15 protein-coding genes are annotated in these 16190 nt (G+C 47.2%); 8 read left to right on the forward strand and 7 right to left on the reverse strand.

Annotated elements, in window-relative coordinates:
- Positions 1–109: 109 nt before the first annotated feature.
- From megL to pspA, 6 genes are all read right to left on the reverse strand, one after another.
- A complete protein-coding gene (gene megL, locus Q4Q54_RS01960) occupies positions 110–1303 on the reverse strand; it encodes a methionine gamma-lyase (RefSeq protein ID WP_311987486.1) in 1194 nt (397 codons plus the stop codon).
- Positions 1304–1636: 333 nt separating this feature from the next.
- Positions 1637–2857, reverse strand: a complete 1221-nt coding sequence (locus Q4Q54_RS01965; protein WP_311987488.1) for a YcjF family protein — start codon at positions 2855–2857, stop codon at positions 1637–1639.
- A complete protein-coding gene (locus Q4Q54_RS01970) occupies positions 2854–4314 on the reverse strand; it encodes a YcjX family protein (protein ID WP_311987490.1) in 1461 nt (486 codons plus the stop codon). Before Q4Q54_RS01970 ends, Q4Q54_RS01965 begins: the two co-directional genes overlap by 4 nt.
- A gap of 113 nt (positions 4315–4427) precedes the next feature.
- Positions 4428–4814: an envelope stress response membrane protein PspC gene (gene pspC, locus Q4Q54_RS01975; protein WP_006081139.1), complete on the reverse strand. Its 387-nt coding sequence runs from the start codon at positions 4812–4814 to the stop codon at positions 4428–4430.
- Positions 4801–5040 carry an envelope stress response membrane protein PspB gene (gene pspB / locus Q4Q54_RS01980; protein ID WP_006081138.1) on the reverse strand — a complete coding sequence of 80 codons (240 nt, stop codon included), beginning with the start codon at positions 5038–5040 and terminating at the stop codon, positions 4801–4803. The genes pspC and pspB overlap by 14 nt, the downstream gene beginning before the upstream one ends.
- A 17-nt stretch (positions 5041–5057) precedes the next feature.
- Positions 5058–5741 (reverse strand): phage shock protein PspA, encoded by a 684-nt coding sequence (gene pspA / locus Q4Q54_RS01985; protein WP_311987492.1) that lies wholly within the window; start codon positions 5739–5741, stop codon positions 5058–5060.
- A 177-nt stretch (positions 5742–5918) separates the two neighbouring features.
- Between pspA and pspF the strand changes: the two genes are divergently transcribed.
- The 8 genes from pspF to Q4Q54_RS02025 all read left to right on the forward strand — a co-directional run bounded on the left by pspF (position 5919) and on the right by Q4Q54_RS02025 (position 14053).
- On the forward strand, positions 5919–7010 hold the full coding sequence (gene pspF / locus Q4Q54_RS01990) for a phage shock protein operon transcriptional activator (protein ID WP_012588023.1): 1092 nt from the start codon (positions 5919–5921) through the stop codon (positions 7008–7010).
- Between the two features lie 69 nt (positions 7011–7079).
- Positions 7080–8705, forward strand: a complete 1626-nt coding sequence (gene sapA / locus Q4Q54_RS01995; protein ID WP_311987495.1) for an ABC transporter substrate-binding protein SapA — start codon at positions 7080–7082, stop codon at positions 8703–8705.
- Positions 8705–9736, forward strand: a complete 1032-nt coding sequence (locus Q4Q54_RS02000; RefSeq protein WP_311987497.1) for an ABC transporter permease — start codon at positions 8705–8707, stop codon at positions 9734–9736. Before sapA ends, Q4Q54_RS02000 begins: the two co-directional genes overlap by 1 nt.
- Complete coding sequence (locus tag Q4Q54_RS02005) at positions 9723–10613, forward strand: ABC transporter permease subunit (protein ID WP_105252931.1); 891 nt, start codon at positions 9723–9725, stop codon at positions 10611–10613. The genes Q4Q54_RS02000 and Q4Q54_RS02005 overlap by 14 nt, the downstream gene beginning before the upstream one ends.
- Before the next feature lie 3 nt (positions 10614–10616).
- Complete coding sequence (locus Q4Q54_RS02010) at positions 10617–11624, forward strand: oligopeptide/dipeptide ABC transporter ATP-binding protein (RefSeq protein ID WP_006081132.1); 1008 nt, start codon at positions 10617–10619, stop codon at positions 11622–11624.
- Complete coding sequence (locus tag Q4Q54_RS02015; RefSeq protein WP_006085370.1) at positions 11605–12390, forward strand: ATP-binding cassette domain-containing protein; 786 nt, start codon at positions 11605–11607, stop codon at positions 12388–12390. Before Q4Q54_RS02010 ends, Q4Q54_RS02015 begins: the two co-directional genes overlap by 20 nt.
- Before the next feature lie 105 nt (positions 12391–12495).
- Complete coding sequence (gene fabV / locus Q4Q54_RS02020; RefSeq protein WP_311987499.1) at positions 12496–13698, forward strand: enoyl-ACP reductase FabV; 1203 nt, start codon at positions 12496–12498, stop codon at positions 13696–13698.
- A 142-nt stretch (positions 13699–13840) separates the two neighbouring features.
- Positions 13841–14053, forward strand: coding sequence for a molybdopterin-binding protein (locus tag Q4Q54_RS02025; RefSeq protein ID WP_006085368.1), 213 nt, complete (start codon positions 13841–13843; stop codon positions 14051–14053).
- 190 nt (positions 14054–14243) lie between these two features.
- Here the strand turns inward: Q4Q54_RS02025 and Q4Q54_RS02030 are convergent, their stop codons facing one another.
- Entirely contained in the window at positions 14244–16109 is a 1866-nt protein-coding gene (locus Q4Q54_RS02030; RefSeq protein WP_311987501.1) for a SurA N-terminal domain-containing protein, read from the reverse strand.
- Between the last annotated feature and the right edge of the window lie 81 nt (positions 16110–16190).

Raw genomic sequence — 16190 nt, forward strand, 5'->3', positions numbered from 1 at the left:
AACTTCACCTCTTAACCCGATGAACCTAGACCTAACCATAGAAAAAGGGATACTAAATCGCATCCCTTTTATAATTCAAATAGTTGGTGGTTTAAATTAGTGACACTCGTTAAGCTAAACGCGCTAACGCCTGACTCAAGTCAGCGATAATGTCGTCACAATCTTCTAAGCCAATAGAAATTCGCAGCAGATTGTCACCAATGCCAGCCGCGGCTCTCGCCTCTGGGGTGTAGGGAGAGTGCGTCATCGACGCAGGATGTTGAATGAGGGATTCAGCATCACCTAAGCTCACTGCAATAGAGAACAAGCTTAAATGCCCCACAAAGGCCATGGCTTCTTCTAAATTTGCCGCCAGTTCAAATGCGATCACCCCGCCGGCACGTTTCATCTGCTGACCAATGAATTTATGCCCTTGGTGAGAGGCAAGTCCGGGATAATACACGCGGTTAATACTGGGATGTTCAGCCAAAAATTCGGCCACGCGTTGGGCACTATCGCAATGGCGCTGTAAACGTACATCTAAGGTTTTAAGGCCGCGCAAGATCAGCCAAGCATCGTGTGGCGATATCACAGCGCCAATATCTTTTAAGATTTCATACTTCACTTTATGGAGCTGTTCTTCGCTGCCACACACTATTCCCGCAATCACATCACCATGACCATTCAGATATTTAGTCGCACTGTGGATCACTAAATCGATACCAAAATCCAGCGGCCTCTGCAGTAATGGGGTCATAAAAGTATTATCAACAATACTGACCAACTGATAACGTTTGGCAATAGTCGCAATTGCTGCCAAATCAAACACCTGTAAATGGGGATTCACTGGGGTTTCACAGAAAATGACCTTAGTATTGGATTTAATCGCCGCTTCTATTTCTGCTACCGATGAAAAGTCCACTAGGGACACTTCAATCCCAAAGCGAGCGAACTGAGTCGTCATTAGCGCATAAGTACAACCGTATACGGCATTGGATGCCACTAAGTGATCGCCCATCTGCAAGTTAGCCAGTAATGCGGCGGATACTGCGCCCATACCAGATGCGGTTGCAGCGGCGGCCTCTGCACCTTCTAAAATCGCCATTTTACGTTCAAGCTCGGCGGTTGTCGGATTACCTAAGCGCGTGTAAATATACCCCGGCTCATTACCCGCAAATCGCTCACCACCTTGCTGTGCGGACTCAAACACAAAAGTCGCACTTTGATATAGCGGCGTCACTAAGGCGCCAAAGGCCTCACGCTCATGACCGCCATGAATAACCTGTGTTGCCGCTTTCCACATCTTGCCTGACTCATCTTGCATACCTAGCTCCTTGTAATTGGCATTGAGCGATTCCCGTTCTTGATTGATTGTTCGTTTGGGATGCTCAATGCCTGCGTTATGGATTATTCAATGGATAACATTAGCCCTATCGAATAAGCCCTACCATAACGCGGCCAAGCACTTAAGCCAGTAGCATGGCGAAAATAGCAGCGTGCCAAGTGTAATTAACTTGTTACATAGCACTTTTCAGCCGCACTTGGTCATACTCGGTACCTGCAAAAAATCATAAAAAAATGCGCTAAGGAACAAGTCTATTAGCGCATCTACTTTCGGCCGATTTAAATCGGTTAATCAGTTGATATTAAATAATATCTACTCTTTAGACTTATCTTTATCTGGCCGAGAGACTTTGTCATCAACATCGGCGAACTGGCCTTTTAATGCGTCGCGGCCTTCCTTGGTAAACAACTTGCCTGAAAACTGCTTCAGTTCGATCAACAATTCCTGATGCACTTTAGACAATTTAGGCCTTTGTTCTTCCCTAAACACAATCGGCCGACACAGCGCCATTGCTTGATATCCAAGGCGCGCAGTTAACATACCGCCCCCTAAGCCTTGGGCCAAGCGAGCAGACAATTTACCTGTCATTTCAACCGATAACAGCTGTGTTCCTAAATCGGTAACTAACTCACTGGTGCCCGCATAAATAATATTGATGATGATACTGCGGATAAGTTTAATCCGGCTCCAATAACCTAGCTCTATGCAATAACAGCGGGCGACATCACGCAGCATACGTTGATTACGCCAGAGGATAATGGCCATATCGAGCACAGCTAACGGACTGGCCGCCAGTAGCACTGCCGACTCAGCCGCATAGCGTCGCACTACTTTTTTGGCCAGTTCATCTCGCTCCGTCAGCACTAAGTCCTCAAATAACAAGACTTTCTCGGCATCATTATGTTCATCTTTTAATGAGCGACGCAGTTGCTGCAAACCTTGGCTGTCGCCATAGTGGCACACTATGTTATCGATAAAACTGTCTGCCTCACCCATTTGCATGCTCTGCGCCAGCCTAGCGCCCGTTTCTTGGGTATCGGCGACCTGTTTGAGTCGCTTCAGTTTACGGTACTCACTAAACGCCCCCGCCAATGCCCACGCACTAACGACCCCAAGCGCAACGCCATAAAAACTAAACAACCAAGGGCTCTCAAGCCAGGCATCCCTCAATCCTAATCCCGTTTGAACTACCACGAGCAGCAATAAACTCGTTACCGCCAGACGAGCGAGCCAAGACCAACGGCGTGATTTTACGAGTTGAGGCGATACCGATTTAGCATCGATCATTTTAGGATGGGATGACAGCGTTTCATCCATCAATTCCTCAATATCGGCAGCCACTTCTTGCACTGGTGTATGCGGATCAAAAGCTTTCGCCCCTTTGAGTTCCTCTTTGTTGGGTTTGAGCTCCACTACTTGTGGGTCAAACAGCTGCTGCTTTTTCAGCGGCTTATGTTCAGCCGAGCGTTCAAAGGAGTTCGCAGAAGAATTAGAAGCCTGCTCATTAGCGTTATCCGATAGCTTTAGCGTCATTCCAACTTATCTCCCAGTAAGTACTGCAACAAATGATCGAGACGAATATGGTCAAAGTGCACTTGAGATGGGTCAGCATTGGCATTACTCGGCGGCGCAAAGCCGACAAAGTTAAACCCTTGGTCATGCCAAAAATCAGGCTCAGGTAAGCGAGTGGGCACTTCGCCTGGAAACAAGGTCAGGGCTTTACCATTGAGTCCCGTCCCCTGCACGACTTCGACCTCACCCTCCTGGGTCGTTACCATGCCATGGCGAGTCGCCTTGATGGCGCTAATCGCCATCGTCTCCACTTTACAACCATCGAAACTGGCAAAATGCTGGCTGTGTTTCAACATATCGGTCAGCAAGGACAAAACATGGCTCTGCTGATCGCGCGTCACATGGTCAACCTTGCTCGCAGCAAACAACAAACGGTCGATACGGGGAGAAAATAAACGCCGTAAATAACTCGATTGGCCAAACTGAAAGCTTTCCATAATGGCATTGAGCGCCGCGCCCATATCCTCAAATTGCTTTTTACCGCGATTCAACGCACTAAAGCAGTCAACTAACACGAGTTGCCGATCAAAACCGGCAAAGTGGTTTTTATAGAAAGGCTTAACCACTTTAGCGACGTATTCTTGATAGCGTTTTTCCAGTACATGGAATCCACTGTGTTTATCGCTTTGCGAAAGCGCTGCGAACTTTTCATCATTGACCAATAACAGGGGGAAAAAAGCCAATAAGGGAGCGCCCTGCCATTCACCCGGCAATAACATGCGCCCAGGCTGCGCTTGGTAATAACCTTGCACGTGCACTAAATCATTGAGTAATAACTGATATTGATCGGCAATCCGCTTTAATTGCTGCTCATCGGCGCTAGCGGCTAAATCTAATGACATCAAAGATTGTTCAAACTCAGCATACAAGGGTGAGCTTTTAAGATTCTCGATGCGAACTTGTTGAGCACGGCACCAAGTAACAAAGTCTTGGCGCAGCATAGGTAAATCGAGTAGCCATTCGCCGGGATAATCGACTATGTCCAAATACAGTGTGGCGGTATCAGAAAACTTGGCCAGTAAGCCCTTTTGCGGTCGGTATTTAATCGCCAGTCGTAATTCAGAAATAGTGCGAGTGGAGGCTGGCCATGTCGCAGGATCGGAAGTGAGCGCTAACATGGCGCCTTGATAATCAAAACTGGCGATTTCCAGATCCGGCTGCATGGCACGCTTAACCCCGAGCAAACGCTGATCGCGGCTCACCTGCCACAGTGGCAAAGCGCTGTTGTTGCGGGCGTGGGGTAAGGTTGAGACAGGACCAGAATTAAGTAACTGATTGACTAACCCTGTGATAAACGCGGTTTTTCCCGCACCAGAAAGCCCAGTCACGGCCAAACGTAAATGCCGGTCCGCGGTGCGATGTAACAGGGATTGTCCCTTTTGGGTTAATTTATGGAGCGAGGCATCAAGCATTCCCATAGAGACTTCCCTTATGTCGAATGATGTTAACTTATGTCAAGTGATGTTGACTATATACTGGAGTGAAACAGAGATTAAGCAACAAGGGCGGACATGGCCGCCCTTTAGAAGGGTTACAAACTATTGATTTGTCTTTTTAAATCAAAGTTGTCAGAGGTGACGTGACGTTCTAAATTTTGTAGCCTGACTTCCAGACTTCGAAATTGACGACTCACGTCGCTCAGCGCTTGCTTTGCGGGTTCTCCCGACTGCCACGGCTTCTTCTTCACCTCGATATCGTCTCTATCGTAATGCTTTTGCGGCTTGATGTCTAAAATCACCCACAAAGCGACATAGATGATAAACACTACACCTGAGCCGCCGAGTAAGAAGATAGACACCGCCAGTACTCGCACTAACCAAGTTTCAATCGCAAAGTACTCGGCAATCCCTGCACATACACCCGCTATTTTGCCTGACTGGGGAATGCGGTACAAAGTACGGCCATTAGATCCTCTCATGTTTCCCCCTCCATTCGGGCGATTCTGTATCCAGAATGGCCTCTAAGGTCTCGATACGCGCCGCCATTTTATCGGCCTTGGATATCAAGTCATTGAGTTGTGAAAACTCTTCCTCAGTGAGTCCCTGGCTCACTTGTCGCTTACTGCGATAATGAAGAACTAACCATATTGGCGCGACTATCACCATGAAAATAATAATCGGCGCCATTAGCACGTCCATATCCATAACTCACCTCTGAATTGTTATTCTTTTGACTTAGTTGGCGCTTTACCTTTTACCTTGACTTTTAGCGCTGCCAGTTCTGCATTCACAGAATCTTCCGCTTCTAGCGCCGCAAACTCATCGGCTAAGGTCTTTTTGCTGCCAAGATCGTAAGATTCAACTTGGGCTTCTAAGCCTTCGACACGGCGCTCATATTGCTCAAACTTGAGCATAGCGTTGTCGATCTTGCTTGAATCTAACTGCTTTTTCACTTCTAAGCGTGATGACGCTGTTTGAGTGCGCAAAATAATGGTCTTTTGACGCGCTTTTGCATCGAGCAGCTTTTCTTGCAACATACCCACTTCATCTTTCAAACGTGCGATATGTTCATCGATAACAGCTAACTCTTGATTCAGCGTGTCCGCTAAACCGGTCGCTTTTTGTTTTTCAACTAAAGCGGCTTTCGCTAAGTCTTCACGGTCTTTGGACAGTGCCAGTTCAGCCTTATCTTGCCAATCTTGCACTTGCTCTAACACGCGGTTGATACGACGTTGCAGCTCTTTCTTTTCAGCTAACACTTTAGCTGAGGTAGAACGTACTTCAACGAGTGTGTCTTCCATTTCTTGGATAATCAGTCGAACCATTTTTTCTGGGTCTTCGGCTTTATCCAGCAATGCGCTGATATTAGAGTTAATGATATCGGCGAAACGAGAGAAAATTCCCATAATCCTATCCTCAAATTAATGTTGGTCTCGTATAAGGTAATACACTAACCGTGCCAACTTTTACTTCTTATTTAAATACAGCAGCTTAAACAAAATTTTAACTTTTACTTCCTTTTACGCTTCAAGCCACTTATTATCATTTTCACCAAATTTTAGCGCGAAAGACTAAAAAATATCGTGGATAATAAATTTCAGCAAGACAACCTTATCGGTCAATCCAACGCCCTACTCGAAGTGTTAGAACATGTGTCGCAAATAGCGCCGCTGTCTAAACCCGTACTGATTATTGGTGAACGTGGCACAGGTAAAGAGCTTATTGCCGAACGCTTACATTATCTGTCTAAGCGCTGGGATCAAAGTTTTATTAAGCTAAACTGTTCATCTTTGAGTGAAAATTTACTCGAGAGCGAATTATTTGGCCATGAGTCAGGTGCCTTTACTGGCGCCAAAGGCAAACACGAAGGTCGCTTTGAGCGCGCCGACGGCGGCACTTTATTCCTCGACGAATTAGCCAATACCTCAGGACTTATCCAAGAAAAGCTTCTGCGTGTCATTGAATACGGCGAATTTGAACGAGTCGGCGGCAGTAAAACCGTGCAAAGTGATGTTCGTTTAATCTGCGCCGCTAACGAAGATCTGCCCTCGCTTGCTGACGCAGGCGAATTTCGTGCCGACTTGCTCGATAGACTCGCCTTCGATGTGATCACTCTGCCACCGCTGCGTTGCCGCCCAGAAGACATAATGACGCTGGCGGAATACTTCGCTGTTGGCATGGCACGCCAATTAAAGCTGCAACTGTTCAGCGGTTTTAGTGCCCATGCGGTCGAGCAATTAATGACCCACGACTGGCCGGGCAATATCCGTGAACTTAAAAACGTGGTCGAGCGCAGCGTTTACCGTAATGGTGGTGAAAATCGGCCCATCGACCATATCACCCTCGATCCCTTTGCTTCACCCTATCGACCTAAAACTCGGATCAAGACCCGCGAACGCCAAATCACCTCAGTCGCGCCGACAACCCTTGCCAGTACGCCGCAATCTGCGCCGATACTTGAGGCTGAAGTACCAGTCAATACTGAGTCTTCGGTGAATAGCTTTAATTTTCCGCTGGATTTTAAAGAACAAACTGAGAAGTTTGAGATGGATCTTATCCAGCAAGCACTCTCAAGCAGCCAATACAACCAAAAGAAAACCGCCGACATGCTCGGATTAAGCTACCACCAACTGCGTGGCATCCTTAAAAAATACAATTTACTTGATAAAGCATAAGCAGATTGCCCATGGGGGAGATGCACTGCTAAAATAGCCGTTCATAGTCGATAAAATAATGATTTATAAATGAGTGTGCTAATTAGACGCCTGTGCCTAACAACTGCAGTTTCTTGCATGAGTTGGTTGTTGGTCGCGTGTGGCCCCCAACGACTCCCTTCCGGTTTGGTGTATTGCTCCGAAGGGAACCCTGAGTCTTTTAATCCACAATTGGTGACGTCTGGCACGACAATCGATGCCACCTCGCACCAAATTTATAGTCGCTTAGTGGATTATGATACCCAGTCAGGCAAGCTTGTCCCTGCCTTGGCGACGAGTTGGGCTATGTCCGATGATGGCTTAAGCTATCGCTTCACCCTCAGGGAAAACGTGCAGTTCCAGCATTCGAAGCGGTTTACCCCAACACGGCCCTTCAATGCCGACGATGTGTTGTTCTCTTTTAAACGTATTATCGATACCCAACATCCTTATCATTTTGTCTCCCGCACGGGTTATCCCTTCTTCCAAAGTATTGGCTTTTCTGAGCAGGTCAAAGGGATAGAAAAGATAAACGATCATGAAGTGGTCTTTTATTTGACCCGCAAAGACGCGTCTTTTCTGTCGAATTTAGCCACCGACTTTGCGGTGATCTTATCCGATGAGTATGCGCAGCAGCAGTTAGCATTGGGTCATCCTGAAAACGTCGACCACTTTGCCATTGGCACTGGGCCGTTCACCTTAGTTCAGTACGCGAAAAACGAATATATTCGCTATCGTCGTCATCCTGACTTTTGGGGCGAACCAGCAAAAATCGATATGCTCGTATTTGATATCACGCCCAAAAGTACCGTCAGACTCGCAAAACTGATCGCGGGCGATTGCAGTGTGTCTGCGCTGCCCAAAGCGGGTGAGCTGCCTGTTATCAAGCAACATGAAAAATTGAATATTGAGTCACAACCTGGACTCAACGTGGCATTTTGGGCCTTTAATACGCAAAAGCCGCCACTGAATGATGTCCGTGTTCGCCGCGCCCTCGCCTATGCGGTCGATAAACAAAATATCCTGCGGGCGGTTTATCAAAATACCGCCATTGAAGCCACAGGCGTTCTGCCGCCAGCATCTTGGGCCTACGACAATAACAAAGGGCTTGTAGATTACAATCCGCAAAAAGCGCGCGACCTGTTAAAAGAAGCGGGCATAAAAAATCTCAGTATTGATATTTGGGCCATGCCAGTCGCCCGCGCCTATAATCCCAATGCGTTAAAAACGGCCGAATTAATTCAATCGGATCTGGCCAACGTAGGCGTAAAAGTGAACATCGTCAGTTACGACTGGAGCGTGTTTAGTCAGCGGCTCAGCCGCGATGACTATGATTCTGTGCTGATTGGCTGGAATGCCGATAACAGCGATCCCGATAACTTCTTTACTCCACTGCTGAGCTGCGCCGCAATGCAGTCGAATAACAATCGTTCGCGCTGGTGTAACCCTGAGTTTGATGCCATCTTAGATAGCGCAAGGGAAGTATCAGATCAGGTCGAACGTAAAGTGATTTATCAGCAAGCAGAAGCCTTTTTGGCCGAACAAGTGCCTATGCTGAGTCTGGCCCATGCCAAACGTGTGGCGTTGACTCGCCATGATGTTAAAGACATGCAACTCACGCCTTTTGGTGGCATTTCCTTCGCCCACACTAGCCAAGCACAAGAGGAGGCGAATTAATGCTTAAATACCTACTGCGCCGCCTCAATTTGTTTCTGGCCACTTCGTTAGTCATGGTAGGTGTCTTATTTTACGCCACCGGCTTATTTCCGGTGGATCGCACCCACGCACTCACTGGCATACATACACCGACGGCGAGTCAACTGGTTCAAATCGAGCAAGACTACAAATTAGATAAAAACCAAGCGTGGCAATTTATCGCTTACCTGCAACAAAGGCTTAGCGGTAATTTAGGTATTTCAGTCACCTCACATCAAGAAGTGGCCGAAGAACTCAGTGCCGTTCTGCCCGCCTCTTTTGAACTCGCTGTAATGGCAGCCATTATTGCAATTTTCTTTGGCGTTCCCTTAGGTGTGCTTGCCTCCCAGAGCCAACATAAACTCACCCAGAATACCATTATGGCGATCACGCTGACTGGCTACTCTGTGCCCGTATTCTGGTTAGGCCTGTATCTTTCACTCTGGTTTGGTGTCGATCTCGGTTGGTTACCGATTTCCGGACAAATCAATTTGTTATATGAAATCAAACCCGTCACTGGCTTTATGCTAGTAGATACCCTGTTATCAGAGTCTGAATACGGCATGTCGGCATTTAAAGATGCGCTGCTGCACATCATTTTGCCTGCCACGACACTCGCCGTGTTACCTTTTACTGTGGTGGTTCGCAGCACTCGTTCGGCGATGATGAATGTAATGAATCAAACTTTTATTCGCGCCGCCGAAGCCAGAGGCATGCATACAAGTACAATTATACTGCGCCATGCACTACCCAATGCCTTGATCCCTGTGCTTAAACATTTAGGGCTCATGCTTGGCTCATTTGCCAGTTATGCCATAGTGGTCGAAATGATTTTCTCATGGCCTGGCGTGGGTTCTTGGCTGGTTTCAGGGATTTACCAACGGGACTACACTGTCATCCAAGGTGGTATTCTGGCCGTAGCCCTATTGATTATCTTCCTAAGTATCTTGATTGAAGTGCTGCACACAGTCTTTAATCCATTGAGCAGAAAAGACCTTTATGCCACCAGTTAAAATTTATCAAGAAGATCAAATTGCCTCCCCGACTATGCGGGTTTGGATTAACTTTTCGGCTAATCCTTTCGCCTTAGCGGGTCTATGGACGATTGCATTTCTGCTCTTGCTAACCCTGTTTGGCCCTATGATTGCGCCCTTTCCGCCAGAGGCACAAGATCCAAGAGCCTTGCTATTGCCACCCTCTTGGGACCCTTCAGGGACAGTGGCGCACTTTTTAGGGACTGACGATCTCGGCCGCGATATTTTCAGCCGATTATTACACGGCGCGCACTTGACCTTTGGCATGGCGCTGCTGATCGTAGTTACCGCTTTATTCACAGGCTTTATCATAGGGTCGTTGTCGGGCATGATGCGGGGCTTAAAATCCAGTATTCTCGGGCACTTACTCGACGCGCTGTTATCAATTCCCTCATTATTGATGGCCATTTTAGTGGTCGCTGTAATGGGACCAGGGCTTGAAAACGTGTTCTGGGCCGTCGGGATTGCCTTAACCCCACAATTTGTGCGCTCCATACACCAGTCAGTGCATGAAGAATTACAAAAAGAATATGTCACAGCCGCACGTTTAGACGGCGCGAACTCGATGCAAATTTTTTGGTATGTCATCATGCCAAACGTGTGGGAAGTGGTGATCATTCAAACCACACTTGCCATTTCGGCCGCCATTTTAGATATCGCAGCCCTCGGTTTTTTAAGCTTGGGCGCGCAGGCACCAAGCCCTGAATGGGGCGCTATGGTCGCCCAAGGTATGGATAATTTATTAACGGCGCCTTGGGCTGTAACTATCCCGGGCTTAGCGATTCTTTTCAGTGTGCTTTCCATTAACTTGGTTGGCGATGGCCTACGGTCGGCGCTTGCGCCCATCAGAAACTAACTTATGCCTTTACTCGACGTACGAAATCTCACGATTGAACTCGATACGCCCCACGGTAGAGTGCGGGCGCTCGAAAAAGTCAGCTTAACGCTCAATGCCGGCGAAATTCATGGCCTAGTCGGTGAGTCAGGCTCTGGACGAAGTTTATTAGCCAGAGCGATTCTTGGGATCCCAGGTCCCAACTGGACCATCACAGCCGATCGCATGATGTGGGATGGCAATAACTTGATGGCTATGAGCTCAAAAGAGCGCCGCAATCTAATGGGTTCAGACATGGCGATGATCTTCCAAGATCCATCGGGCAGCTTAGATCCGGCGCAAACCGTCGGCAGTCAGCTGATGCAAGCTATGCCTAAGAATCCCAATGCCTATTTTTGGCAAAAACGTCGACATGCACGGCTGACAGCGCAAAAATGGCTGCATAAAGTCGGGATTAAAAATCCTCGACAGGTAATGTCTAGCTATGCGTGGGAATTATCCGAAGGCGAATGCCAAAAGGTGATGATTGCGATGGCGGTTGCTAATCAGCCTCGCCTCTTGATTGCCGATGAACCCACAAGCTCGATGGAGCTCAGCACTCAAGCGCAGATATTCAGATTATTATCTCAATTAAATCAATTACAAAATGTATCGATTCTATTGATCAGCCACGAGCTTGAAACCTTAGCCCAATGGTGCGATCACTTATCCGTGCTCTATTGCGGTCAGGTTATGGAATCAGGGCCGACAGACGAAGTGATTAAGCAGCCTTATCATCCTTACACTAAGGCGCTGCTTGACAACATGCCCGACTATTCAGGCTCAGGTGGCCACAAGGCGATTATGCCTACCCTTCCAGGGTCTGCGCCTGCCTTACAGCATTTGCCAATCGGTTGCCGCTTAGGGCCTCGTTGCCCCGAAGCCCAAAAAAAATGCGTTAATCAGCCAAATTTAAGTCATATTAAAGACCGCTATTTTGCCTGTCATTTCCCTTATCACGGCGAAACCCACAATGACGACCCCACTGCTTAAAGTTAACGATCTTTATAAAAGATACGATACCGGTTATCGAGGCTTTTCCCGCCAATATAACGATGCATTAGCGCCCGTATCCTTCGAGCTCCAGCGCGGCGAAACCTTAGCCATAGTGGGTGAAGCGGGTTCGGGTAAAAGTACCTTAGCCCGCATTTTGGTCGGTGCTGAGCCCCGCAGCGGCGGCGAGATTTTTTTCGAAGGTGAAGCCTTAGACAGCCGCGATATCAAGCAAAGATGCCGCTTGATTCGAATGATTTTCCAAGATCCGAATACCTCACTAAACCCGCGTTTGACAATTGGCCAGTTGCTCGATGAGCCGCTGCGTTTTAATACCAAAATGTCGGCGCAATCGCGGCACACCCAAGTGGTCGACACATTGCGTAAAGTGGGCTTATTACCTGAGCATGCGGAGTTTTATCCGCACATGATTTCCGAAGGCCAGAAACAGCGCGTTGCGGTAGCGCGAGCCTTAATGCTCAATCCTAAAATTATTATTGCCGACGAAGCCTTGACCGCGCTTGACCTTTCAGTACGCTCACAAATTCTTAATTTGCTGCTGAAACTGCAAAAAGACCTCGGCTTGTCTTATATCTTCGTATCCCATAATCTCAATATTATTCGCCATGTTAGCGATAAAATCATGGTGCTGCACAAAGGTGTTATGGTCGAGAAAGCGCCTACAGAACAGATATTTAACTCGCCACAACATGAATATACCCAGAGGTTGATCCAAGAGCAAAGTCTGTTTGTCCATAAACGTTAAACTGCTCCAACCACTTAAATAATCAGGTGAATTGGCTAAAAATAGGTGCCATTTACCCGCCGAAATATTTATCCTATTGGTCATTTTGATAGAAGAAGCTTAAACATGATTATCAAACCAAAAATTCGTGGATTCATTTGTACCACTACACACCCAGTCGGTTGTGAAGCAAACGTTCAAGAACAAATCACGCTAACCAAAGCTAAAGGTAAAATTGCTAACGGCCCGAAAAGGGTATTAGTGGTTGGTTCATCAAGCGGTTACGGTCTGTCTTCACGTATCGCAGCCGCTTTCGGTAGCGATGCCGCAACGATTGGCGTGTTCTTCGAAAAGCCAGGTACTGAAACGAAACCAGGTACTGCGGGTTGGTACAACTCTGCCGCTTTCGACAAATTTGCTAAAGCTGAAGGCTTATATTCTAAGAGCATTAACTGCGATGCCTTTAGCCATGAAGCAAAACAAAAAGTGATCGAGCTTATTAAGCAAGATCTCGGTGAAATCGACATGGTCGTTTACTCACTGGCATCACCTGTGCGCAAACAGCCAGATTCTGGTGAACTTATCCGTTCTGCGCTGAAACCAATCGGTGAAACTTACACTGCTACTGCGGTTGATACTAATAAAGACTGCATCATTGAAGCCACCGTTGAGCCTGCAACTGAGCAAGAAATTGCCGACACAGTCACAGTGATGGGCGGCGAAGATTGGGAACTGTGGATCAAAGCCCTGTCTGAAGCCGGTGTATTAGCGGATAACTGCAAAACCGTAGCCTATAGCTATATCGGTACTGAACTGACGTGGCCAATCTACTGGCACGGCGCCCTTGGCAAGGCCAAGATGGATTTAGACCGCGCAGCAAAAGCCTTAAATGAGCAATTGTCAGCCACTGGTGGCAGCGCTAATGTCGCGGTACTGAAGAGCGTTGTGACTCAAGCGAGTTCGGCTATTCCAGTCATGCCTTTGTATATCGCTATGGTATTCAAGAAAATGCGTCAGGAAGGTCTGCATGAAGGTTGTATGGAGCAAATCTATCGCATGTTCAGTGAGCGTCTATTCCGCGCCGATGGTGCTAAGCCAGAAACTGACAGCGACAATCGCATCCGTTTAGACGATTGGGAACTGCGTGAAGATATTCAGCAACACTGCCGTAATCTGTGGCCACAAGTGACCACAGAAAACTTGTCAGAATTAACGGATTACCGTGAATACAAAGCTGAATTTATTAAATTATTCGGCTTTGGTATCGAAGGTATTGATTACGATGCCGACGTTAACCCATACGTTGAGTTTGACGTTATCGAGCTCTAATCGACTGCGATAGCTAGTCACTGCTTATCACAACGTTAAACGCCACTTTTTAGTGGCGTTTTTATTTGCAACGCCCGAACTAAGATGCGCTACACTAGCTTTCACCAATCACTCCCTAATAATCCCTCAATAAGGAAAGACGATGAAAATTAGCGCAAGAAATACGCTCAGCGGTACGATCAAATCCATAGAAATGGGCGCGGTAAACAATGAAGTGACGATCGAACTTGCACCCGGAGTCGTATTGACCTCTGTGGTGACTAAAGCGTCCTGCGAGCGCCTAGGTCTTAAAGTGGGGGATTCGGCTTATGCACTTATCAAAGCCAGCAGCGTGATGATAGGCGTTGATGACTAGCCCGACTGTAACGCCGCGCTTGATGTGATGGAAAATTGAATCTGACTGTGTTGCAGTAACTTATTCACTGCACAATCATCGACACACTTCATCGCATTGAAAAAACAAAAAGGCCAAGTGGAATCACTTGGCCTTTTTAATCGAAGTTTACAAGCAGGATAACCAGTTCAACGCGCTATCCTCACTTAAATTATTCTTCTACAGGGTAAAGCACCTTGGCATTGGCTTTAAGTGAATCTATCAAGCCACGGTAGTCTGCTTCGCTGTATTGTGCGTTCAGGCGTTGTTTAAGGGCATTAACCAGCTCATCACTCACACCCTCAGCAGCGTTGACTTTATCTAGCGCAACCACGGCATAACCATTTGCTAAACCAACGGTATCGACAACTGGAGAAGTGCTTGGTGTTGGCATTTGGAACGCTTTGCCTACAATCGCAGCATCAACATCTTGCGCGCCGCGGCCTAGTTTCGCTTTAGCCACTAAACCAAGATCCGTTGCACCAGCTTTAACTTGGGCCATCAGCTCTTGTGCTTTCGCACGGGCAGCTTCGTTTGCTTGATCTTGCTTCAAACGTTCTGTGATATTGGCTTTCACTTCCGCTAAGGCCAAAGTGCCGGCATCGTGATGTTCCTTCACACGCACCACCACTACGTGGTTAGGTTCAAGCTCAATCACTTCACTGTTTAACCCTTTCAGCATAACAGTTTCAGAGAACGCGGCTTTGACTAAGTCAGGCTTGTTCAGCGCTGCAGGAACGTTATCGCGAGAGAACAGTGGAGTCGTCTTAATATCGACGCCCACAGCTTTAGCGGTTTCAGATAACGTATCTGGCACTTCATAGCTAGTATCAGCTAATTTGCTTTGTAAGCTGTAGAACTGATCAACTGCTTTCTTATCTTGCAACTGCGCTACTATCTTAGCTTTCACATCGGCAAACGGTACAGTCACACCAGGTTGCACATCTAATAGCTTGATAATGTGGAAACCAAAGTCAGTTTTAACCACCGCAGAATATTGGCCTTTGTTCAATGCAAATAATGCAGCATCGAAAGCGGGGTCCATCACGCCTGGTTCAAACCAATCCAGTTTACCGCCCTGCTCTGCACTCAAGGTATCGTCAGAGTTCGCTTTAGCCAGATCAGCAAAATCGGCACCGCTGTCTAATTGCTTAGCTAAATCTTCAGCCTTGGCTTTTGCAGCAGCTTCATCGCTACCTGGCATAACCAGAATGTGTGCGGCAAGACGCTTCTCATTAGACACGTACTGCGCTTTATGTTCTTCGTAATAAGCTTGCGCTTCTTCATCTGAAACTGGGTTATTTTTAGCAAAATCAGCCGCATTCAGCTCAACATATTCTAAGCTCACCATTTCAGGGCTCATAAACTGCCCTTGGTTTGCGTCATAATAGTTTTTCACTTGCTCGTCAGTCACAACCGCTGTCGCTAAGAATGGCGCAGAATCAACGACTAAATAACGCACATCGCGGGTTTGGCCTTGTAACTCAGCTAACTGCTTAGCTTCGCCAGCTAACACAAATTCTGTACCAACTAGCGCTGCCGTTAACTGACGACGAGTCATATCGACACGCATCATGTCTCTGAACGCCTGTGGTTGATAACCTAACTGACGTAGAATCGCTTGATAACGGTCGTTATCAAATTTTCCATCGGTTTGGAATGCGGGTTCAGTTTTCACGGCAGCAATAATCTGTTCGTCAGATACACGCAACCCCATAGCCTTAGCCGCTTGATCAATCAGTTTGTCAGCCACTAAGCGCTCTAATACGCTCTGCTTAATGCTTTGTAGATATTTTTCGTCAGCAGATAACGCAGCAAACATCTCACCTAGCTGTTGCTCCATACGAGAGCGCTCGCTTTGGTAAGCCTGCTCAAGCTCGGCTTTAGTGATTATGTCACCGTTCACTTCTGCTGCTGGCACATCAGTTGTAGAACCTAAGTAACTGCTGACTCCTGCAAATGCAAAAGATAAAATCACAAGTACGAGAATGCCTTTAGCAATCACGCCTTGCGAACCATCGCGGATCTTTTCTAACATCAGATTTCTCGCTTGTTGCGATTAACAAAATAAAAAGGCGCATCAGTTTGAGATGCGCCTTTCTGTAATTTATGGGGAATA

Source organism: Shewanella sp. SP2S2-4 (assembly GCF_031932025.1).
In the GTDB taxonomy this organism is placed as follows: Bacteria; Pseudomonadota; Gammaproteobacteria; order Enterobacterales; family Shewanellaceae; genus Shewanella; species Shewanella baltica.